Annotated in this window: 18 protein-coding genes and 1 rRNA gene; 9 read left to right on the forward strand and 10 right to left on the reverse strand. The window is 43.4% G+C overall.

Going from position 1 to position 22,472, the window contains the following annotated elements; genetic code table 11:
* Positions 1–297 precede the first annotated feature (297 nt).
* From rrf to ACK8P8_RS03035, 6 genes are all read left to right on the forward strand, one after another.
* Positions 298–408, forward strand: a 5S ribosomal RNA gene (gene rrf, locus ACK8P8_RS03010).
* A gap of 139 nt (positions 409–547) precedes the next feature.
* Positions 548–2,023 carry a histidine kinase gene (locus ACK8P8_RS03015; RefSeq protein ID WP_176554946.1) on the forward strand — a complete coding sequence of 492 codons (1,476 nt, stop codon included), beginning with the start codon at positions 548–550 and terminating at the stop codon, positions 2,021–2,023.
* 124 nt (positions 2,024–2,147) lie between these two features.
* Positions 2,148–4,721, forward strand: coding sequence for a zinc-dependent metalloprotease (locus ACK8P8_RS03020; RefSeq protein ID WP_186977122.1), 2,574 nt, complete (start codon positions 2,148–2,150; stop codon positions 4,719–4,721).
* Positions 4,722–4,758: 37 nt separating this feature from the next.
* On the forward strand, positions 4,759–8,076 hold the full coding sequence (locus tag ACK8P8_RS03025; protein WP_186977119.1) for a SusC/RagA family TonB-linked outer membrane protein: 3,318 nt from the start codon (positions 4,759–4,761) through the stop codon (positions 8,074–8,076).
* An 11-nt stretch (positions 8,077–8,087) separates the two neighbouring features.
* Complete coding sequence (locus tag ACK8P8_RS03030; protein WP_186977116.1) at positions 8,088–9,431, forward strand: RagB/SusD family nutrient uptake outer membrane protein; 1,344 nt, start codon at positions 8,088–8,090, stop codon at positions 9,429–9,431.
* A gap of 172 nt (positions 9,432–9,603) precedes the next feature.
* A complete protein-coding gene (locus ACK8P8_RS03035; protein ID WP_186977114.1) occupies positions 9,604–10,338 on the forward strand; it encodes a LytR/AlgR family response regulator transcription factor in 735 nt (244 codons plus the stop codon).
* A gap of 72 nt (positions 10,339–10,410) precedes the next feature.
* Here ACK8P8_RS03035 and ACK8P8_RS03040 read toward each other — a convergent pair whose 3' ends face one another.
* The 9 genes from ACK8P8_RS03040 to ACK8P8_RS03080 form a co-directional block, all read right to left on the reverse strand.
* Positions 10,411–11,019, reverse strand: a complete 609-nt coding sequence (locus tag ACK8P8_RS03040; RefSeq protein ID WP_227217709.1) for an outer membrane beta-barrel protein — start codon at positions 11,017–11,019, stop codon at positions 10,411–10,413.
* Between the two features lie 38 nt (positions 11,020–11,057).
* Positions 11,058–11,723 carry a DUF4136 domain-containing protein gene (locus ACK8P8_RS03045; protein ID WP_099290787.1) on the reverse strand — a complete coding sequence of 222 codons (666 nt, stop codon included), beginning with the start codon at positions 11,721–11,723 and terminating at the stop codon, positions 11,058–11,060.
* Positions 11,724–11,897: 174 nt separating this feature from the next.
* On the reverse strand, positions 11,898–12,290 hold the full coding sequence (locus ACK8P8_RS03050; protein WP_099290786.1) for an ExbD/TolR family protein: 393 nt from the start codon (positions 12,288–12,290) through the stop codon (positions 11,898–11,900).
* A 30-nt stretch (positions 12,291–12,320) separates the two neighbouring features.
* Entirely contained in the window at positions 12,321–12,986 is a 666-nt protein-coding gene (locus tag ACK8P8_RS03055) for a MotA/TolQ/ExbB proton channel family protein (protein WP_186977112.1), read from the reverse strand.
* A 136-nt stretch (positions 12,987–13,122) separates the two neighbouring features.
* The gene (locus tag ACK8P8_RS03060) at positions 13,123–14,079 is read right to left on the reverse strand and encodes an ABC transporter permease (protein WP_099290784.1); all 957 of its coding nucleotides are present in this window, start codon (positions 14,077–14,079) and stop codon (positions 13,123–13,125) included.
* Positions 14,072–14,812, reverse strand: coding sequence for an ABC transporter ATP-binding protein (locus tag ACK8P8_RS03065; RefSeq protein WP_186977110.1), 741 nt, complete (start codon positions 14,810–14,812; stop codon positions 14,072–14,074). Before ACK8P8_RS03065 ends, ACK8P8_RS03060 begins: the two co-directional genes overlap by 8 nt.
* Positions 14,813–14,815: 3 nt before the next feature.
* Positions 14,816–15,961 (reverse strand): COG1470 family protein, encoded by a 1,146-nt coding sequence (locus ACK8P8_RS03070; RefSeq protein ID WP_186977161.1) that lies wholly within the window; start codon positions 15,959–15,961, stop codon positions 14,816–14,818.
* A 193-nt stretch (positions 15,962–16,154) separates the two neighbouring features.
* Positions 16,155–17,096, reverse strand: coding sequence for a YeiH family protein (locus ACK8P8_RS03075; RefSeq protein WP_186977108.1), 942 nt, complete (start codon positions 17,094–17,096; stop codon positions 16,155–16,157).
* A 67-nt stretch (positions 17,097–17,163) separates the two neighbouring features.
* Positions 17,164–18,030, reverse strand: a complete 867-nt coding sequence (locus ACK8P8_RS03080) for a helix-turn-helix domain-containing protein (RefSeq protein WP_186977106.1) — start codon at positions 18,028–18,030, stop codon at positions 17,164–17,166.
* Positions 18,031–18,193: 163 nt separating this feature from the next.
* On the opposite strand from ACK8P8_RS03080, the gene ACK8P8_RS03085 reads away from it, so the two are divergent.
* The gene (locus ACK8P8_RS03085) at positions 18,194–19,369 is read left to right on the forward strand and encodes a multidrug effflux MFS transporter (RefSeq protein WP_369859460.1); all 1,176 of its coding nucleotides are present in this window, start codon (positions 18,194–18,196) and stop codon (positions 19,367–19,369) included.
* A gap of 31 nt (positions 19,370–19,400) precedes the next feature.
* On the opposite strand, the gene ACK8P8_RS03090 is transcribed toward ACK8P8_RS03085, so the two are convergent.
* Complete coding sequence (locus tag ACK8P8_RS03090) at positions 19,401–20,291, reverse strand: LysR family transcriptional regulator (protein WP_369859459.1); 891 nt, start codon at positions 20,289–20,291, stop codon at positions 19,401–19,403.
* Positions 20,292–21,049: 758 nt separating this feature from the next.
* Between ACK8P8_RS03090 and ACK8P8_RS03095 the strand changes: the two genes are divergently transcribed.
* Both ACK8P8_RS03095 and ACK8P8_RS03100 read left to right on the forward strand, forming a co-directional pair.
* Positions 21,050–21,571: a UpxY family transcription antiterminator gene (locus ACK8P8_RS03095; RefSeq protein ID WP_369859458.1), complete on the forward strand. Its 522-nt coding sequence runs from the start codon at positions 21,050–21,052 to the stop codon at positions 21,569–21,571.
* A gap of 108 nt (positions 21,572–21,679) precedes the next feature.
* Positions 21,680–22,444 carry a hypothetical protein gene (locus ACK8P8_RS03100; RefSeq protein WP_369859457.1) on the forward strand — a complete coding sequence of 255 codons (765 nt, stop codon included), beginning with the start codon at positions 21,680–21,682 and terminating at the stop codon, positions 22,442–22,444.
* Positions 22,445–22,472 lie beyond the last annotated feature (28 nt).

Here is a 22,472-nt window from a genome sequence, read left to right on the forward strand (position 1 = left end):
CGAGTGGTACTAATCACCCGAGAGTTGACGTTCGGCGGGTTAGATGATACGTTTAACGTTCCGTGCCATTGTCAAGATGACAATGGCAATTGAAAATTGAAAGTCGAGAATTGAAAATGATGAAATGTCACCATTTTTGAAGAACCGACGTTAGATTTTCGATGCGTGATAAAAATGATGAACTTTAAAAAGATATTGTCACTGTGGCGGGAGCGCCCGATGAAGTGACGGAAGCTTGGAGATAGTGATGATTGGGAATAATTTTCAATTTTCCATTTTCAACTTTCAATTTTATTAAACGGTGTCTATAGCGACGGTGATCCACCTCTTCCCATCCCGAACAGAGAAGTTAAGCCCGTTAGCGCCGATGGTACTGCCGAGAGGTGGGAGAGTAGGTCGATGCCAGATTTAGAGAAGAGCGATTCTGAAAAGAGTCGCTCTTTTTTTATGGTGCTAGGGATAGTATTTCAATTGTTTATCTATCTTTGTCGTGATGAGAATACGGACGAATATAATATCGATAGGTTTAATCCTGTTAGCGTTATTTATGGTAGCGATATACTTGATCGGTAAGAAGATCAGTGATGTCGGTAATGATATGAATAACGCGAACGTTCGGGAAGCATCCCGTTATCGGGCGGAGTCCGTGGCTTATGAATTCCGGAAAACAGAAGAATTACAGCGTTTGGCAAGAGAATTTTTCGGGCGAACGGAGTCATATAATGAGGTTGATTTAGTTTCTCTCATGCAGACCATGTTGCAGTTGGATCCGAAAATAAGTCGAACGTGGTTTTTCAGAGGTACAAAAGATTCCTTGCGTGTATTGGAACGCAATAGCTATGAGTTTCATCGGTTGAAACTCTCGGGAGTGGAATTAAAATATATGTATACCTTGTTGGATACAATGAAAGGGCATCATTATAGCGGGACGTACACGGAAGAAGGTAAGATTTACTGGTCGACGATAGAGGCGATAGAACCGACGGCATCCCGGAGGGCTCTTTTCGGTTTTGATATTCTGTTGACGGATTTACATTCTTACTTTGCCGAGGCGAGCGGAAAAGTTTCCAGTTACGTGTTTATCGTGAATGAACAAGGGATATTGCTTTCTCATCCTGACGAGAGATTGTTAGGTACATCTCCTTTTCCACGGGAAGAATTGGATACGCTGAGAGAGGTGTTGAAAACGAAGCACGAGTTGGAAATGATGGTGCATTCTGTCTTTCTATCTTCTCAGGTGCTCCGCATTTATTACCCGTTGACGATAGGGGAAGAGAAATGGGTGATTGCCGTGAACGTGCCCCAGTACGGGAATAAAGAGATTTTGGACGAGTTCCATAGATACACGTTAATGATCGCTTTGATGACGATTATAATATTTGCCGTGTTGCTTTTCTTTGCCCAGCATAAATGGCGGAAGGAGTATCGCCTAAGGCGTAAAATAGAGCGGGAATCCATGGAATTGCATTTGCAACAGTTGAAGAATCAGATTAACCCTCATTTCTTGTTTAATTCTTTGAACTCGTTGAGCGTTTTGATCGGAACGGATTCGACTTTGGCGAAAGAGTTCGTGTTGAAATTATCCAAGGTGTATCGTTATTTATTGGAAACGAGAAACGAGAGTTTATCAACGGTAAAGGAAGAGATTGACTTTACACGGCAATATTATTTCCTGCAAAAAATACGGTTCGGGGAACAACTGGATTTGACGATTCAAGTATCGCCCCTCTCTCTGGAGGCAAAAATACCTTCCATGAGTTTACAAATGCTCGTGGAAAATGCGATAAAGCATAATCTGGTCACGATTCAGAATCCGTTACATATTAATATACACGATGAAGGTGATTGGTTGATCGTGGAAAACAATTACCAGCCAAGAGGGGAATCCAGCGAGGCCTCTATGGGCGTAGGTTTCGAGCGGATTCGTACCATTTACGAGTTCTATTCCCCGGAAAAATTCGTATGTGGTTGTCAAAATGGTTATTACGTGTGTCGATTACCTCTTTTGAAAAATGGTTTATAACTAAAAATCGAATCTTCACTCCGTTTTTTCGGGGGTTCACTCCACTTTTATTTTTATTCAGCGAAATCTGTCTTAATATTGTATAGCATCAAAGAGTTAGACAGATTTAACGAATAAATAAAGTATGGCAAAAACAAAGACATTAATCTTAGGTGTGACAGTAATCATCGCGTTATTGTTGCTTTCCATGACGGGATATTCCCGTGAAAGACAAAAGAAGAATGAGTCTAAAGAAAAAACGGAAGTCGCCAAGAAGGATACTTATGGTGATTTAGTAAAAAAGGCAAAGGTGGCCGAAGGAATGATCAAGATTCTGACGGTCGAGAATGATTACTATTTTGAGATCGCCGATTCATTAATGGGACGTGATCTTTTGATCGTGAATAAAGTGTCGGGAGTGCCTTACGAGTTGAATGATGCGGGGTTGAACAGGGGAATGGAATATGACGATAAACTGGTACGTTTTTACAAAGACGAGCAATTGAATAAGGTTTGGGTGACGACGTACAACCCCAGAGTGAGTGCCTCGGAAGGTGATGCGATAGCGGAGTCGGTAAAGGCGAATTACCGGGAGTCGGTGATCGAGTATTTCCCGATAGAGGCTTACGGGAAAGATTCCACGTCCGTGGTAATCAAAGTAAACAAGATTTTTGACGGAAGCGAGAAGAGTTTTAATGATGTATATAATAGTATTTCTTTAGGGGGAACTATAAAGAAAGATTTATCAAAGATATTGAGTGTGAAAGTGTTCCCGTCTAACGTGGTGGTGAAATCGCTGATGACGACATCTGTGGTGGATGGTGGCGTGGCTGTCCCTTTGACAGTGGAGACGACGACTAATCTGGTATTATTGCCGGAGAAACCGATGAAGCCGCGTTTCGCTGATAACCGTGTAGGTTTTTTCACGACGGAACATGCTTATTTTAATGATGTTCAGCAAAAAGTAGAGAAACGGGAGTTCGTTCACCGCTGGCGGTTGGAACCGAAACCGGAAGATGTAGAGAAATATAGTAGAGGAGAGGTGGTAGAGCCTGTTAAACCTATCGTGTTTTATATCGATCCCTCGACCCCCAAACAATGGAGGGAGGAGATTAAAGCAGGAGTATTGGATTGGCAGGCCGCATTCGAGGCAGCCGGTTTCAAAAACGCTGTTATCGCGAAGGATGTCCCGGAAGGTGATGAAGATTTCGACATTGATGATGTTCGTTATTCTGTCATTACCTACGCGGCGTCTGAGCAAGCGAACGCCATGGGGCCCTCTGTGGTCGATCCTCGTTCCGGCGAGATTATCGAGGCTGACGTGGTATGGTGGCATAACGTGATGTCGTTGCTCCATTCATGGATACAGGTGCAAACGGGACCGATAGACCCGAGAGCACGGGGGAATAAATTGAGCGACGAGCATATGGCAAGTGCTATTCGTTTCGTGTCTTCCCACGAGGTAGGGCATACTTTCGGGTTGAAACACAACATGGGTGCTTCATGGTCATTCCCCACGGATTCTCTAAGATCCCCGAGTTTTACTTCCAAGATGGGGGGGACGGCAAGTTCTATCATGGACTACGCCCGTTTTAATTACGTGGCACAACCGGGAGACGGGGTGGTGGATATAACGCCGAAGATCGGGGTGTATGATAAGTTTGCCATTAATTGGGCTTATCGTTGGTTGGACACGAAGACTCCGCAAGAGGAATTGCCTGTATTGAACGGTTGGATTCGCGAACACGAGGGTGACCCGATGTACTGGTACGGGGAGCAACAAGACCCGAAAGACCCGATTGATCCGCGGTCACAGGATGAAGACCTTGGGGATGATGTCGTGAAAGCGAATCGTTACGGGATTATGAACTTGAAACGTATCGTGCCGAATATCGTGGCATGGACGGAAGAGGAAGGTGAAGGCTTTACACAAGCCGGCAGGTTGTTGATGGCGGTGATTAATCAATGGAAGATGTATGCCGGACACGTGACGGCAAACGTGGGAGGAATATATATAAACAATCCGGTGATGGGAAGTGCCGAGGATCGTTATGTCCCCGTTCCGAGGGAAAGACAGAAGGAGAGCGTGAAATACTTGATTGATGAAGTCTTTATCGTGCCGGATTGGTTGTTCGGGGCAGATGTATGGAAGAAGAGTTACCCGATACAAATGGGGGTAGAGTATTCTCCTTACACGGTAGCCCGGGAAATGCAGTACGCTACGTTTTATAATTTGTTGAAAGATGAACGTCTGATGCGTATGTTTGATGCTGAGGCCACGTTGGGTCGCGCCAAGTGTTACACGCCCGAGGAGATGTTCGCGGATATTCACAATGTTATATTTGCTAGTTCTAATGCGGGAAAGAATCTGTCCCTTTATGAAAGAATGACACAGAAGAATTTTATCGATGCCATCATTGTAAGCTCCAATAAAGCCGTGGAGAAAACAACGAAAAAGGCTTTGCACAATAATTCTAATACATGTTGCTTCGCGTCAAAAGAAGCGGCATTTAAAATAGAACCTAGAGAAGACGCTCAATTGAGAGTTTTACATTTCACTTCTATGGGACGGGTTTCCGAGGCGGTATCCGTGAAGAGAGGTGAGTTGTTGAAAGTCTTGAAATTGGCGGAAAGTAAGCGAAACACGGGCGACGTTGAGACGAGAAATCATTATGAAGATTTGATCATCCGTATCAAGGAAGCTTTGAACATGAGATAATTATTATACCTTTAACATACGAAGTAAACAAATGAACATGAGAAAGATTTTATTATTAATGGCGTTATTCTGTCCGCTTTGGTTGCTCGCTCAAAACGAGGGAGATTACCGAACAATTAAGGGCGTGGTAATGGACTCCGTTACGAACGAGACTTTGATTGGCGCGACAGTGGTTATTGATCCGGATGCCCCCGAATCCAAGAATTTAGGGCCTAAAGGAACAATCACGGATATTGATGGGAATTTTGAATTGAAAGTGCCTAAAGCCGTAAATTACGTGGTAATTAGTTTCATCGGCTATAAACCCTTGAAACTGGATATCTCCAAGAAAACGGAGTTTAAAGTGCTTTTGCAACCGGATCAGGAGCAATTGGAAGAAGTGGTGGTGACCGGGTATCAGCAGATAGAGAAACGGAAAGTTACTTCTTCTATCCAGACAGTGAAGATGGATGATATCAAACGAATCGGTGTCGCAAGTATAGATCAGTTGTTGGAGGGGCAAATTGCCGGTATGACATCCATTCCGACAAACGGAGCCCCCGGAGCTCCGAATAAGATGCGTATTCGTAGTACGGTTTCTTTGAGTGGTAGTACTGATCCGTTGTGGGTATTGGACGGTATGATTCTGGAAGGGAATGATATCCCAACAAACTTTGGTGACAAAGATAATATTGATAATCTGTATAATACTTCTATTGCAGGAGTGAATCCGGCGGATATTGAAGATATTACTATTTTGAAGGATGCTGCCGCTACTGCGATTTATGGTGCTCGTGCTGCAAACGGAGTAATTGTAGTTACAACGAAAAAAGGAAAAGCTGGAAAGATGCGTGTAAATGCTTCGGCGGCGATGTTCGTGACGACTAAACCGGATCTTGGGAAGTTGAATTTAATGAATGCTTCGGAGAAGGTTGATTTTGAATTGAGAATGGCAAGTGATCCAAATTTAGTGTATCGTAGCAATTATGGTAGTGTTGCTCGTATTCTTTCTAGCAAGGGAGAGCTATCTGCTTTTCAAGAAGGTGGTTTTAGTGCTTTGTCCACTGATTCACAATCTGAAATTAATGCATTGCGTACGAGTGGTTCTGATTGGGGAGATTTGGTGTATCAAAATGCAGTGAACCAACAATATAATCTGAGTGTATCTGGAGGAGCAGAGAATGCACGTTATTATGCTTCTGTTGGTTATTATAATGAAGAAGGAACTACGATAGGTACGGGATTCGAACGCTTTACGGGGACAATGAAGACAGATTTTGATTTGAGAGATAATTTGAAATTAGGGCTTTCTTTATTTATGTCTCATAGTAAGCGGAAAAGTTATATTACAGATTCAGATTCTTTCACGAATCCTTCCTATTATACGCGGAGCGTGAATCCTTATTTGAATGTTCGAGATGAAAATGGAAATTATGTCTATGATCAAGATATTAAAGGGTTGGATGATGCTTATCTAGAGTTCAATTTAATTGAAGAACGGGAAAATACAGATTATTGGTTGAAGAATTTAGCTTTCAAACCGATGATAACGCTGAATTACAAACCTTGGAGTTTCCTTTCTTTAACCACGCAATTTTATATGCAATTGGAGGATTCCAAGACCGAAAAATTTGCTGATGAAAATACTTATTTCACGCGGAAATATAGACAAGATGCGATGTATAATTCGGAGTCTTTTTTACCTAAAGGTGGAATCATTCAGAATTGGGCAGCTGATATGTCACAATACCAGTGGAAGATACAAGGTGAGTTTAGCCATGTTTTCGCAGAACGTCATGCCGTGAATTTTATGGCTGGGTTTGAAATGCGTGGAAATAAGAATACAAGTGTGCACACGAAAGGATTTGGTTTTGATTCTCGGGCATTGACAACGCAACCTATTGTTTTTCCGAATGGATTGAGTACTTCTACGATAAATTCTTCTAAATATCAGCAATACTTGAAAACCGAGACCCAAGATCGTTATTTATCTTATTATTTGACAGGTTCGTATACTTACGATAATCGTTATACTTTTTTTGGAAGTATGCGTTTTGATGGTTCCAATTTATTTGGTGTGGCTCGAAAATATAAATATTTACCACTTTGGTCTGCTTCAGCTGCATGGAATATAAATAGAGAGGAGTTCATGAAAGATGCCGAGTGGTTGAATGATTTGAAGTTGCGTGTATCTTATGGTCTACAAGGGAATATTGATAAAAATACATCGCCTTATGTAGTGGGTGATTGGACGACTTCAACTGTGTTACCAGGAAATTCAGAATCTTCGATTACAGTATCTACTCCTCCTAATCAAAATTTGCGTTGGGAAAAAACGAAAAACTGGAATCTTGGTTTGGATATGGCTGTTTTTAATAATCGTGTTTCTTTTAATGTTGATATTTATCATCGAAAGAGTGTCGATTTAATAGGAATGAGGTCTTTACCTTATGAAAATGGGTTTGCCACTTCTACTATGAACTGGGCTGAGTTGACGAACAAGGGGTTTGAGTTCGCAATATCAACAGTGAACATCAAGACACAGGATTTCCGTTGGGTGATGGATTTTAATATCGCAAGTAATAAGAGTAATGTCGATAAGATTCAAGTAGCCGATAATTCATGGACTCCTTCTCTTGAGGGACATTCTGTCGGCGCTCTTTTTAAGTTGAGAACAGCCGGTTTGGATGAAGACGGTCTTCCGATGTTTTACACGAAAAGTGGGGATAAAGTGAATTTTGAAACTCTTTTCAGTTTAACGGATGAATGGGGAATCGGTTTACCCACGATGGGATTGACGAATGCGGAGTATAGAGATCTTTTTGAATATGCGGGAACGAGTGAGCCTAAATTCACGGGAGGTTGGATTAATCGTTTCTATTATAAAAATTTTGACCTCACTGTGAGTTCAAGTTTTGTGATTGACCAGACTATGCAGGAAACACCTTTTTATTCTCCGAGCGAAACATCTCCGGGGCAGAATTACTCGAAACGTGTATCAGAGATTTGGTCTTCTTCCAATACCACCGGGAAATATCCGGCATTGGTAAGTTATGCGATGTATGATAATATGCGTTACGTGAATTACTATCAATGGGTAAACGGAGTGGATTCTGGTAACTCGTTTAAAAACTATGATTATTGGTACAAAGATATGAGTTACTGGAGAATAAGTAGTATCCGTTTGGGATATACTTTCCCGCGTGAACTTACCGATAAATTGAGAATCAGTTCAGCTCGAATTAGTTTTGAGGCTCGGAATCCTTTCGTGGTTGCATCAAGCTACAAAGGGTATTTTGATCCCGAAACTTGGGGAAATATATATACGCAGCCTCTTGCCAAGACATTCTCCGTAGGTTTAGATGTATCATTTTAAGATAGATAATCATGAAAAAAATAATATATATAATCAGTTTATTTACCCTTTTTGCGTCTTGCGATTATTTGGACGTGAAACCTGTTGGTAAGGTGATACCAGAGAAGGTTACTGAATTTCGTGCATTGCTAACCTCTGGTTACAATACAGTATCTAGTTATAAATATTTATTAGCTTTTCGTTCAGATGAAGTTATTCCAATTGGAACGGAAGATGCTTATGCACAGTTGATCGATTTTGCAATTTGGAATGATAATTCGGTGAACATGATGGCTTCCTACCCGTGGAGTACTCCGTATAAAGCTATTTTTTATGCGAATAGTGTTATTGCGGATGTGATGGATGCAGAAGTTGATACGCAAGATGATTCTCGGGAGCAGATATTGGGAGAGGCTTATTTGTTGCGGGCATACATGCATTTTGATTTATTGAATCTTTATGGAATTCCCTATAATATAGCTACGGCTGCGACGGATAAAGGTATTCCGCTTGCCTTGAAGATAGATATAGAGCAATCTTATACTCGGGCGACGGTTGAGAAGGTATATGAGCAAATATTTGCGGATATTGCAGAAGGGCAGAGATTATTAACAGTTGATGAACAAGAATCTTCAATTTTATACCGTTTTTCCAAGAAATCGGCTAAAGCATTCGAGGCTCGTGTAAGGCTTTACCATCAAGAGTGGGAAAATGCCATGAATTTGGCAGAGGAATTGCTGCCTACTTGTCCATTAGAAGATATGACAAGTGGGGCTGCAATGGAACCTTATAATATTAAATCGCATGAAGCGATCCTGTGTCTAGAAGAATGGGGAAGTAGGGATATATCAAGATATTCACAACTTCTTCCTACATTGCAAGAGAAATATAATGCAGAAAATGATTATCGTTTTGATATGAATTTTACTCTCGGAGATGGTGGAAAATATGAGCCTACAAAGGGAGGCGAAAATTCAAATTATAAAGTATCCATTCGTTCTGCAGAAATTTATTTGATTGCGGCAGAAGCAGCAGTTCACGTGGAAGGAAAATTGGAACAAGCGAAAACACGTTTGAAAGAATTGTTGAAGACACGCTTGAAAAAGGATTATTATTTAGAGCGGGCTGAAACGATAGATCGTATGTCAAGCGAGGAATTACTTGTCGAGATTATGAATGAACGTGCTAGAGAGTTGGCACTAGAAGGAGGACATCGTTGGTTTGATTTGCGGCGTACAAATCGTCCTGAAATAGTAAAAGTTTACACGGATGACAAGGAGACAGTGCAGTCAGCTACATTGATGAAAGATGATCCTCGTTATACGATTTCATTACCGCAAGAAGCCACAGAGAATAACCCGGATTTGAGAAATTAATCCGAGTAGCAATTAGGTTTAGGTTAGTAGTTGGAAATCCCGCATGGTTATGTAATATGACCGTGTGGGATTTTGTTGGTAAATAGAAATGTGTATTTTATAAATTTTTTCTCTATTTTTGTGGATATGGAATCGGGGATATAACCTGATGGGTATTTATCAAAAATAGCTTATGAATGCAGTTATCATTGAAGACGAGTATCTTGCGGCATCGGAATTGGAGAGGTTGTTGGGGGAGGTGGCTCCGGATGTTGCTATTTTGGCGAAGTTGGATTCGGTGAGCGAGAGTGTGAAATGGTTGAGGAAGAATAAGGTGGATGTGATTTTTATGGATATTCATCTGGGGGACGGGCAGAGTTTTGATATTTTTGAACAGGTGGAGATCACGGTTCCGGTGATTTTTATCACGGCGTATGACGAGTATGCGTTGAAGGCGTTTAAATATCAAGGGATAGATTATATTTTGAAGCCGTTTGACAAGGATGAGTTGATGAATGCGTTGAGTAAACTGGATTCGCTTTCCGCCACGAATGCGCCTTTCCCGGCTGCTTCGTTGACGGTGTATCAAGAACGCTTTTTAGTCACCGTGGGAACGAAGATGAAGTCCGTGGCGATAGGTGACGTGGCTTATTTTATGGCGGACGGGAAGTATCTGGTACTTTTTACCCGGGACGGACAGAATTTTATCCTTGACCAGACGATCAGCGGGATCGAGTCGAAGTTGAATCCCACGCGGTTTTTCAAGATTAACCGGAAGTTTATCATCAGCTATGATGCTATCAAGGAGATGGTGAAGTATTCCAATAGTAGGATAAAAATTATTTTGTCACCCTTGCCGCCGAGCGGAATAGAGGCAATCGTGAGTTCCGAACGGATACAGGAGTTCAAGCAATGGTTGAACCAATAATAACGAAAAAAGGCTGTGTTCATCGTGAACACAGCCTCGTCCCTATTGATTACCCAGTTGTTTTTATTTGTTTTAATTTCCCATGAATACGATACCCACGCTAATCGTGAAGTTTTGCATGGCTTCTACTTTTCCGGCTTTCGTGCCGTAGGTGTATTTCGCCCCTATGTTGAACGCAAACTGATCGTTTACGGGGATGATAGTACCTATTTCAGGAGCGAAGGCGAATTGCCATTTGGAGTTCGTGGAGCTGAATTGTCCCACGTCCAGTTTCATTTCCGTCCAGCTTGTTCCGACACCTAAACCGAAATAAGGTCTGAATGTACTGTTTTGATCCGTGAACCAGTAACGCCCGATAGCCATGATGGGCACTGTATTGACGTAGCGGTATTGATAACCGGTGATGGTGTGAATGTCGCTGCTACCTTTGAATTTGAAGTTACCACTCATTTTTCCTTTATCTTTGTAGTAGGTGTTCCAGCCGATCATACCTCCGACAGAGAATCTTTCTCCCAAGAATTGATGGTACTCGAGGTCCATACCTCTGAAACTCATTTTACTCGCAAAATCGTGCATTTTGCCAAACGGGGCAGACATCTGGTAGTTCAAGTTCAGCATCTGTCCTTTTACCAATGGGCTTAACCCGAATAGTATAAGCGATATAATTAATAACTTTCTCATAATCGTTTGAATTTTAAATTGACAATTAGTGATCTACTCTATTGCTTTTTCAAATACGGTGATTGAACGAAGCATTGGTCGATGGTTGATTCCATCCTGTCAAGAATAGATTGGGCAGAGCCTTGTAACAAGCCGTCGGCAACACCACTCCAGAGTACCGGAATTTTCTTGTTCGCACTTGTCGGGGCGGTTTGGTCCGCGGCGATCATATCGATCACGATAGAACCACTTCTGTAAGAGTACACGGCAACAGGATACCACGGGTAAGAAGGTCCCCAACCCGGTCCCCAAGTCGGACCCCAAATCCAGTCCCAACCCGGATACCAACCCCAGTAGTTGTACCAGTAGTCGTTCCCGTAATAATAATTCACGTTAGAGAAAGCTGATACGGTGACAATGAAACTCGGTTGTTCATCGCTTTCGCTTTGCGGGTCGATGTAGGTGTAACCTAGCTGAGTGAAATTGTCTTTTACCAGTTGTAAGATTTGCGGATCGTAAGTGTGATTCGGTGTTTCTCCTTGAGCCACGAAATAAACGATCGTATCGGGAAGTGAGAATGTAGTGTACTTGGTGAAGTCTGCGCTCTTGTCATAATTGGTTATGGCAACATCCATCTCCTTCACTGTGTCTGCGCCTCCCGGGTAACATGAGACCAGAAACTGTGCGAACAGTCCGATGCATGATAAAAAAAGTAAACGTTTCATACTGTGTTAGTTTTAGTTTAACAATTGTTGCTAATATATTTTATCTACAACGAGATAATCATTACAAGCGACAAGTATCAAGTTCTTGAGCGCTTGTGTGAGGTTGTATACGCCGACGCGGGCGATAGGTTTCAGCTTCGCCAATTATTTTTTTACGTTGATTTTAAAGATAATCTATTCAGGGGTAGTAGCTAAGATCAAGCGGTATTTATGGTCTTTCGCGATGTTCATTACTTTCACGATTTGTTCTAGAGGCACTGATTTGTCGGCTTGCAGAGAGATACAGGGATCTTCCTGTTCTTTTAGTTCTTCCACTAATCGGCGTTCGAGCATGGAGAACGGGATGACCTTTTCGTTCAGGTAAAAAGTATAATTTTTATCAATAGAAACGACAACAATCGGTCTGTCGGAAGTTTGGTTTGTACTTTGAGGTAATAGCAACCTTAGGGCGTTGGGGTTGATCAACGTGGACGAAACCATGAAAAAGATCAGCAGTAAAAATACGATGTCGGTCATGGACGACATGTTGAAGTTCGGGTTGATTTTACTTTTGCGTTTGATTGCCACGATTTATAATTGAGAATTTATAATTGAGAATTATTTCTTTCGGAGGCAAAGATTGATAAACTCGGAGGAGTGGTGTTCTATACGGAGAACGATTTTATCGACTCTTGCAACCAAGAAATTATAAGCTAATTGTCCGATGATACCAACGATAAGTCCTGCCACGGTGGTGATCATTGCCGTGTAAATACCGCGGGACAGGAGGGTGATATCGATGTTACTTCCTGCCATTGACATGTCATAGAAGGCTTGCACCATACCGACTACGGTTCCGAGGAACCCGATCATGGGTGCGACTCCGGCACAAGTTGCCAGTGTGGGTAAGCCTTTTTCCAAAAGGGCTACTTCATAGTTGGCCGTTTCTTCCATGGCTTGGCGTATTTCACTCGGGGCTTCTCCCTGCATGACGATACCTTTGGCTATTGTCTTTGATAAAGGGCTTGCTTCCGCTTCACATTCGGCAAGCACAGCTTTCATGTTATCGTTTTGGATATATTCCTTGATTTTTTGCATGAACGCGACATCGTTTATACCCGTCTTGCGGAATAACCAATAACGTTCACACGCGATGTAAATGGCTATGATGGATAGAATGAAAATCGGGATCATCAGCCAACCGCCTTTTACGACCATCCCCCACAGGCTCATGTCCGTGTTCGTTGCCGGGGCTGCAAGGATTATAAATGTTGTGTACACCATGTATTCTTTATTTTGTCGTGCGAAGATAATGTTGTTTTTGTGAACCTGCAAGAAAATGAGTTTATAAGGTTATAAACTTTATGAACCTTATAAACTTTATGAACTAGAGGAGAGTCTTTTCGACTCTCCCTAATTTTTATCTCGATCTGATTTCTTTTCTCATGAATGAGGCGTATGATAACGCGAAGCAGATCACGGTAGCGGCGATCAGTCCCGTGAGTTGTGGCCAGACGACCATCAAGCTCTGCCCGAGTGGTAGCGGGCTGGGGATAGCGCCGTGTACTTGTTCCATGGTTAGCGGTCCCAAGCTTCTTACCGAGGGCATCAATAACGTGGTGGTTGCCTCGTTGAAAAGCATACTTGGGGCAAAACGCAACAGGTTGAGCATGAATCTCTGGTAACTGATGACTTGGTACGTGCTTGCCATTGCCGAGGGGCTAATGGCTTTTCCGACCAGATTGACGATCATGTTATAGAAAACGCTGAAAAATAACCATACCGCGATGCATGCCAAGGCGGAAGTGGCAGCTTGTTTGAATTTAATCGAGAAGAAAATCGACAGGTTCAACCAAAATGCCACGTACACGATACTTACCCCGATGAAACATATAATACGTAGGAATTCTTCTGCTGTCGGGGGAATCCCGATGGCGATCAACCCGAATCCCATCACCATGAATGCCAGTGCGAACAGCATGACCCCGATAACGATCAAGGCTCCCGTGAATTTGGCGTTAATCAAGTAATCCCGATGTATCGGTTGGGATAAAACCCGACTCAGTGTTCCCTTGTTTTGCTCGGAATTGATGGCGTCAAAACCCAGTGCTATCCCGAGTAGTGGTCCCAAAAAACTGATAAAAATCACGAAAGAGGGTAATGTCCCGTCAGACACGGTGAATAGTTTCAAGAAAAGAAACGAACCGTCGGGATCGTTGGGTTTTATCGCTGCCCCTATATTGGTCAGTGCCGTGTAGAGCGAACCCATGCAAGTCAGGGCGATGATGGCTATCAATATGATGAAACGCCAACTTCTGACATGGTCGGCCACTTCTTTACGGACGATAACCCAGAATGGACGTTGTATTCTACTCATGGCTTTTTCCTCCTCCGAAATAACGGTTATACATGTTTTCCAACCCGTGTTCCTCGGTTTGCAATTCGGCGATGTTCACTTCTGCCAGAAGTTTTCCCGCCCCGAACAACCCTACCCGGTCGCAAATTTGTTGTACTTGATCCAGATGGTGGGACGAGAAAAGTACGGTCAGCCCGTGCTCATCCCTCAGTTGCCGGATGAGATCCATAAATTCTTGAACTCCGGCAGGATCGATACCGGACGTGGGTTCATCGAGAATGATGACTTCCGGTTTCTTGATCAGTACATCGGCTAAGCCAAGACGTTGGCGCATACCGCGGGAGTATTTCCCTGCCTTTTTTTTCGTGTCGAGGGGTAATCCTACCCGTTCAAGTAATTCTTGTGCTTTTGTTCGGGCTTCTTTCTCGTCGATACGATTGAGGCGAGCCGTGTAGAGCAGGTTTTCGATACCGGTCATGTCATCGTAGAAACCCACGTCTTCGGGGAGATAGCCAACCTTCTCCCGTACTTGTATGGGGTTGCGGGTGGAGTTGATGCCGCATACTTTCACGTCTCCGGATGTAGGGTCGGTCAACCCGAGCATCATCAATATTGTCGTGGATTTTCCGGCTCCGTTCGGTCCCAGTATTCCGAAGATCTCTCCCTTGTGCACGGTGAGGTTGATATGATCCACTGCCGTGAATTTCCCGTATTGTTTCGTTAAATCATGAAGTTCGATAATGGGTTCGTCCATGATTTACCTCCTTCCATATTTGCGGAATAGGAAGTACACGCATCCCAACGCGATCAGGATGACTAATACACCCATCCAGCCCCAGATCATAGGTGTTCTTACTGCAATACGGAAATCTGCCGTTGAATTGACTTCCGGTGTTTTGGCAGATATTTTGGTGACGTAATCTCCCGGTAAAGCTTTTTTGGATGCTTTCACGACAGCGACAGCATTAGCCGTTTCCCCGGCTTTCAGGCGGTCTATTTTTGTCGGCTCGAACGTGACTTCCCAATCTACCGGTTTATTGGCAGAGAGTTGAATGTCTTTCAATTCTGCCGATCCCGTGTTTTTGATTACCAAGTCGATTCGTTTCGTGTCCCCCGCCGTGATTTCCGTGCTGAGTAACCCGCGGGGAGTAGTCAGTTCCATTTGGTAAGTCCCCGTGATCACGACCTCGAGTTCCATGTCCGCGGAAGTCGTGCTGGTTGCCGCGCGAACGGGAATTTTGTATGTCCCTGCTTCAACATTGGCAGGCGGATTGATATCGATCGTGATGTTTTGGGTAGCATTCGGTTCCACTTGAGCGGAAGTTGCTTGTTTGTAATTTGCCTTGAAGACCACATTCCATCCCCGGGGGGCTTGTGCCATAAGGGCGTAAAGTTGCTGGTCCGCCGTTTGGTTTTTCAGCGTGGCATTAAACGTGAATGTCGACTTCGAATTTCCTTGCATGTTGGGTTGGTTCGTGGTGAAATCCGTTTGGTAAGTACCCTGTTTCGAGACCGTGATACTCAAAGGGAGTTCGCCTAATCCTTCCGCCATGACGGAAAAACGGTAAGTGCCTTTGTTTACCTTTAACGGAATATCCACTTTCAAGGAGAAGTTTTTCTTCTCTTTCGGGAGGACGGAAAGTTGGTTCACAGTCCATGTTCCGGCTTTGATCTCGTACTTCCATCCCCGGGGCATTCCCTTGATGGTAATGTCGGCGTTTTTCACTTCGTCACCGTTGTTGATGACGTCAATGTTGTAGTTTACAGATTCTCCCGGCGGCACGGCTATTTTCGTGTAGGGAGTGTACAGAATCACCTTTTTTTCGGGTTCTGCTGCCTGCATACTGAGGGGAAGAAATCCCGCGAGCAGGACGAGTAATAGATTTAAATAATTTGCACGCATTGTCATAAAAAATTTCGTTAGATATTTTGATATGATTCTCAATACATTGCTGACAAATTTAATTACTATGTGTATTATATAATTTTAAAAGATTAGAAAAAAGTTTATAGAGAGGTCATGATAATATAAAAAAGGCTGTCTATTTACTTTTTAGGCAGCCTTTTTATGTATAATGAAAGAATGAACGTAATAATCAGAGAAGTAGAATTACGCTAGCAGACAAGATGCTGATACAAATCCATAGTATGATACCCAACAAGATGGGTTTGAAGCCGACTTGTTTGATCGTATCTTTAGAAAGTCCGGCACCGATCAAGAACAGGGTAAACAACATTCCCACTTTGGCAAAGCTGACGATTTCCGTGTAGAGATGATTCCATTGTGGGGTGTAGGTTGCAACAATCATGGCAATGACATACAAGAAGATGAAATAAGGAATCGAAATTTTTGATTTTTTGTTTGTTCCTTTGTTGTAAAAGAATGCGGCAATGAGCGATACGGGTATGATCCACAATGCCCGGATCAGTTTGGTTGTGGTAGCGATAACCAATGCCTCGTTGCTGTATGTTTTGGCAGCACCGACTACCGAGCTTGTGTCGTGAATGGCGATAGCACACCAGTAGCCGAATTGATGGTCGTTCATTTCCAACCAACGTCCGAGAGGCGGGAATATGAATAGAGCCACGGCGTTTAACATGAAGATTGTTCCCATGGCGACCGTGATATCTTTGTCTTTTGCATTGATAACGGGAGCCAGAGCCGCGATGGCGCTTCCCCCGCAAATGGCGGTACCCCCGGAAACCAAAAAGCCGGTATCCCTTGCCACCCGTAGTTTACGGGTAAAGAAAAGTCCCAGACCGATGGTGACCACGATGGAAACGATCGTGAAAAGGATTCCTGTTTTTCCGGCTTCAATAGCTTGACCTACATTCATGCCGAAACCGAGGCCGACAACGGATATTTGTAAAAGTATATGGGTGACACGACTATTAATGGACAGGAACGGGTGTCCGATCGTCAATGATAAAATCAGACCTAATAAGAGGGCAAAGCCCGGATCAAGAAATGGTACAAGAAACATCGCTACGATGAAGAGTACTTCTTTTTGATTTTTGTTCAGTTGAATTTTGCTCATGATCTATTTAATATTTTGTTCGGTGCAAAATTCTTCTAAATCTATGAATTTTGGAAATAAAAAATATTCAGAGGGTATTACTTAAAGATATAGTAGAGGGATCACTCTTTTTATCCCGGTAATCAACCGGATTCTTACCCGTGTGCCTTTTGAAGTAACGGGACAGATAGGATTGGTTGGGGAAGTTCAGATGGTTGGAGATTTCTTGAATGGTCATTTCCGTCGATTGCAGCAATACTTTTATTTCAAGTATGACATGTTTGTCGATAATCTCTTTTGCCGATTCGTCGGTGACTTTTCGCGTGATGGCCGTCAAGTAGCGGGGCGAGATGCATAATTCATCGGCGTAAAAAGTGACTTCCTTTTGTTGAAGGTAATGTTTCTGCACGAGGGAAATAAAACCGTGAAAAATCTCTTCTGCCCGGTCGTGTCCTTTTTTTTCACTGGCAAAAAACTTTTGTGTCTTGTCGTACATGTTCAGAAAAAAGCATTGCAGCAGGTTCTTAATGATCGGGTTACGGAATGTGTTTTGTCGGTCGTGATACACGAGAGTGACCATTTTTATAAGTTCGTTTATGATATCGATTCTTATTCCTTCCGCGTGGGAGCACACGGGATGCTCTTTCAAAAAGCCGAAAAACGGGGCTTCCAGACGAAAAGAAACTTCGTCCATGAGTGCTTTGGAAAAAGCGATGTAATCGACCCGAAATTCCGGTGATGAACTATTGAGCGATAGGGTGGTTGCCGGTAGAATCACAACTTCGGCGTTGGGTACAACAGGATATTTTTTTAAATCGATCTCGATTTCTGCCGTCCCTTCCCGACAGAATAGTATTAATCCGCTATCCAGCCGGTATGGACGGTCAAAAATCATATTCAAGTCGGATGTCCCGGTCACGAGTGGTTCTTCGGTGGTGGTGTAAAATGGCTTCATGTATTCCTGTTTTTGTACAAAAGTAATGGAAAAAGGTCATTTATCGAATTATTTGTTCTCAAAATGGACAACGACGAGCGGATAATGGAAATAGTCGGTTGAGGACATCTCGGTATCTTTGCCCCCGAAAAAGGATAATATATAACATGAAATAATTTGTATTATGGTAAAAAATAAAAATTCAAAAGTATTCTTACTTCTTTTCACGGGTTCGCTGACAGCTTTCGGACCCATTATGACTGATGTGTACTTACCTGCCTTTCCCCAGATGCAGCAATATTTCGGGACATCGGTTTCACTCGTGCAGTTGAGCCTGACGTTCGGGATGCTGGGACTTGCCCTCGGGCAGCTGTTCCTTGGTCCGGTCAGTGACAAGTACGGGCGTGTACGTCCTTTGGCGTTTTCTTTGGGTGTATTTTCTTTGGCAACAGTCGCTTGTATTTTTTCTCCCACGATTTACCATTTCCTGTTTTTTCGTCTCGTGCAGGGTATATTCGGGGCGGGGTGTGTCGTGATTGCCCGTTCGATCATTGTCGACTTGTATTCCGGACGGGAATTGTCGGTGTTCTTTTCCCTGCTTGCGGGAATACAGGGGATCGCCCCTATTGCCGCACCGGTACTGGGAGGTGTGATGATGAACGTGACGGATTGGCGGGGAATATTCGGTATACTGTTCGCTTTCGGGATGATTTTGTTTTTTATGACTTTTGTCTTCCGGGAGTCGCACTCCCGTGAGAAACGCGTTCAAGGCAGCACGTTTTCAGCGTTGAAAGGTTTTGTCCCGATTTTGAAAAACCGGAGGTTTATGCGTTACGTGCTCACGCAGGCTTTGGCTTTTGGTGTGTTTTTCGCGTATATAGCGGCTTCCCCTTTTATTTTTCAATCGCATTACCGGTTATCTCCCGCTCAATATAGCCTGTGTTTCGGGGCGAATGCTTTTTGTATTATGATCGGGAGTGTACTGGTTTCTTTCTTTCGGAATGAACAGAAGGTATTGTCGATGATGACGAAAGTTTTTCTGTTACTTAGTGTTTTCACGGCAGCGGCGTTGATTATGGAATTATCTTTTATCGTGGTGGAAGGGATGTTCGTGTTGCTTGCCTTGTGTTTCGGGACGATTATGCCACCGACAACTTCGCTTGCTCTGGATTTGGAGAGAACGAACTCGGGATGTGCCTCGGCAATACTCGGTTTCTTCCAATTTTTGTTCGGGAGCCTTGTGTCCCCGCTGGTCGGAATAGGGAATTTGTTCGTGACCACGGGGATCATTATACTCGTGTGTAGTTTTCTGGTCTATCTTTTCTGCCCGAAACAATTCAAAGATTCAAGGAGCCAGTGATTGCCGATGGGGTGATTCTTCAATCACTGAATCATAAGATTTTCTTGCGTTGTTCGCAGAATCTCAGCAGCAATTCGGCATAAGAGTCTATTTGTCCCTGTTTGTGGATGGCGTAAAGGGTTCGGGTGATCTCGAGGTCGTCCATGTCGACGATCTTGAGCATCCCGCAAGCTAATTCATCTCGAATGGAGAAAATAGAAACCAAGGCATAGCAATCCGAGTATTTCAAGTATTGTTTGATGCCTTCCGTGCTTCCGATTACCATTTGTTGGTTGAGGTCATTGATTGCAATTCCAGCGTCGGAGAGGTGTCTTTGGATGATGTTGTAAGTACCCGAACCTTTCTCGCGCACCACGAATTTCAGTTCTTGCAATTCTGCCTTGGTAATTGAATCCCACGTTGTGTTTTTGGATGAGGTTACCAGTACGATTTCATCTTTCAGGAAAGGTATGTAATGAATATCCGGTTGTGAAGGTGTTCCCTCGATGAACGCGAGTTGAATATTCCGGTTGAGGAGTTCCTGTTCGATCTGATCCGTGTTGCCGCTAATCAAGTTGATTTTTATCTGGGGGTAACGTTCTCGAAACTGGGCCAGAAGTTCGGGTAGGATGTATTGCGAGAGCGTGGTGCTTGCCCCGATATGGAGCGTGCCGGAAAACTCTTCTTTCATGTGTTGCAGGTTGAACGTGATCGCACGCTCCCGTTCGATAAGGTCTTCGCTTTGTTCCAGCAGGTATTTCCCGGCAGGGGTAAGTGCCAATCTTCCTTTTTCCCGTTCAAAAAGGGTTAGTCCCATTTCCCGTTCCATTTCTTTGATACTTTTGGACACTGCCGGTTGGGAAATCCGTAAAATTTCAGCCGCTTTCGTGGTGTTCAAATGTTTTGCCGTGTGGTAGAATATAGTGAGTTTGTGATCCAGCATTCTTTTTTTGTTTTAGTTCCGAGAGAATTCGGTGTTCCCTCGAAAGTTATATTCCCGGCGAAGGTATTAATTTTAGTTGATATTTCATATTTGCACCCATAGAAGACCCAATGCAATCCTACCGAGAACCCAAGGTAATAAGTTCATAGGGCTGATGTTCGAGTAGTTCTGCTCCAGTGTTTCTATATGAAAGATTATAGGATGTTCAGAGGATAAACGGAGGAAGAACGAAGGAGGGGTATGATTACGGTATTATTTGGGTATAATTACAATGGGTCTTCTATAGGTATTGGTGGAAGAGAAAACGGGATGATGTTAAAAAGAGTAGTATTAATCGTCAATGGGGCAAAACAGTGATGTGGTGGAGTTTTGGAGTTGAGTATAAGATTGTTATGTGATATTTTTAAACGATCGTTTGATGCGGTGCAAATATACATCAATTTTGAGTATCGCAATACTTTTATTAGATTTTTTTTTGACTCTCGTAATTAGGTGTTTACACTTGTGTGTACATAAAAGTGAATATTAATATTGTTAATATCATTAAATGATCGTTTTCTGATATAAAATATCGTTTTGCGAAACAGCTTTCGTGCGTCTATAATACATAGCACTGTTTAAGTGGGGTGCGTGAAACACATGGCAATAAATCAAAACCGGTGAGAGGGTTAGTGCGCGAAGCGCGTCCGGTCGGCTCATCCCGCGGAATTGCCGAAGTATCAAAAAAACGTTTGTAAAGAAGGTGAATAAATAATTACATGATCAAGGAGAAACAACTACACTGGTATGTCGCTTACACGCGAGTGAACCAGGAATTATTGATCAAGAAGAAACTGGACGAACTGGGAATAGAGAATTTCCTCCCGCTGGAAGAACAAGTGCGGGAAACCCCGTTGGGTCGCAAGATGATCCGCGTGCTTTTGATTCATGGGTTGATTTTTATCCACACGGACAAGGTGACGAGTTTCTCCCTGATCAACGAGTGTTCACTGAATATCGTTTACTTGAAAGATATAGAAGGGCATTGTTCTTTGATCGTTCCTGATAAGCAAATGGAAGATTTCATGTTCCTGCTGGATTTCTCGCCTGCCGGCATCGAGATATTGAATAAAGACCTCAAGCGAGGAGACCGGGTTCGGGTGATTAAAGGCCCGTTGCTGGGGCTGGAAGGCGAATTGGTGCGTTTGAGAGGGCACAAGCGGGTGGTAATCCGCTTGGAAGGAGTGGCATCGATCGCCACGTCTTATATCCCGGGTTCATTCTTGGAAAAAATAGAGTAAAACAAATGGATTAATTTAAGATTTATGAATCACGATTTGCGATTAAAAAAAAGTGTCAACAAGTACAATTGAAATCATAAATCTAAAATCGTAAATCAAAAAATACAAATGGAAAAAGGTTTATTTCACGATTTGTACAAGCAATTGGACAACCTTGATCTCCGGTCGTATCCCCCGGCACGATTGTCGGGCTTGTTACACGGTTACCTGACGGTGTACTCTATGGTACGGGTGTACCCGTGGCTGGAGCGTGATTTTGGAACTCCCGGTATCATTCACGAGCGAGCGAAATCGATCGTTCACTTGTATCCCGGGCAGTTGCAAAACGATGATATTTCTGTGGATACCCGGGCGGGTTATGCAGCGGACAAGATGGATGTCTACCAGGTGTACTCGGACTTGAGTTACTTGAAAAACGGTTTGGATGCGGCGTATCGGATTCTCTCGGCACGGGGGAACGGCAAGATCGCGTTGCCTTGTCGCACGCCGAATATTTGCCGTTTGTTGTGCAACTGTTACTATTTTGCCGGAGACGAGGAGTGCGGGGAACTTGCCGGTCGTTTGGTGACGGAGGCGTTAGGATATATTCGTGGCGGTGATCGTGAAATGTTGTTGTCTTGGTGGGATGCCATTTGCCTGTATGATGACGCGGTCGGGGCGATGATGTTGCCGTTGGAAGAACATGCGCGTCTGGGGGAAGAGCGTGTGCGTTTGGTTATCACCGTGAGGCAAGAGGAGGAGGAGATTGTCAAACGATTCCTGCAATCGCGGGAGAATGGTTTTGATGTTACAATAAAAGTGTTTAATATACTTGCAAAGCGGGAGTTCGCCGCTTACAACGAGAGATATGCCGGGTTACGCAACCCCCGGTAACAGCGTCTCCCTCGACGGTACTTCTAAG

It is taken from the genome of Butyricimonas muris (assembly GCF_046365375.1).
GTDB classification, from domain to species: domain Bacteria; phylum Bacteroidota; class Bacteroidia; order Bacteroidales; family Marinifilaceae; genus Butyricimonas; species Butyricimonas muris.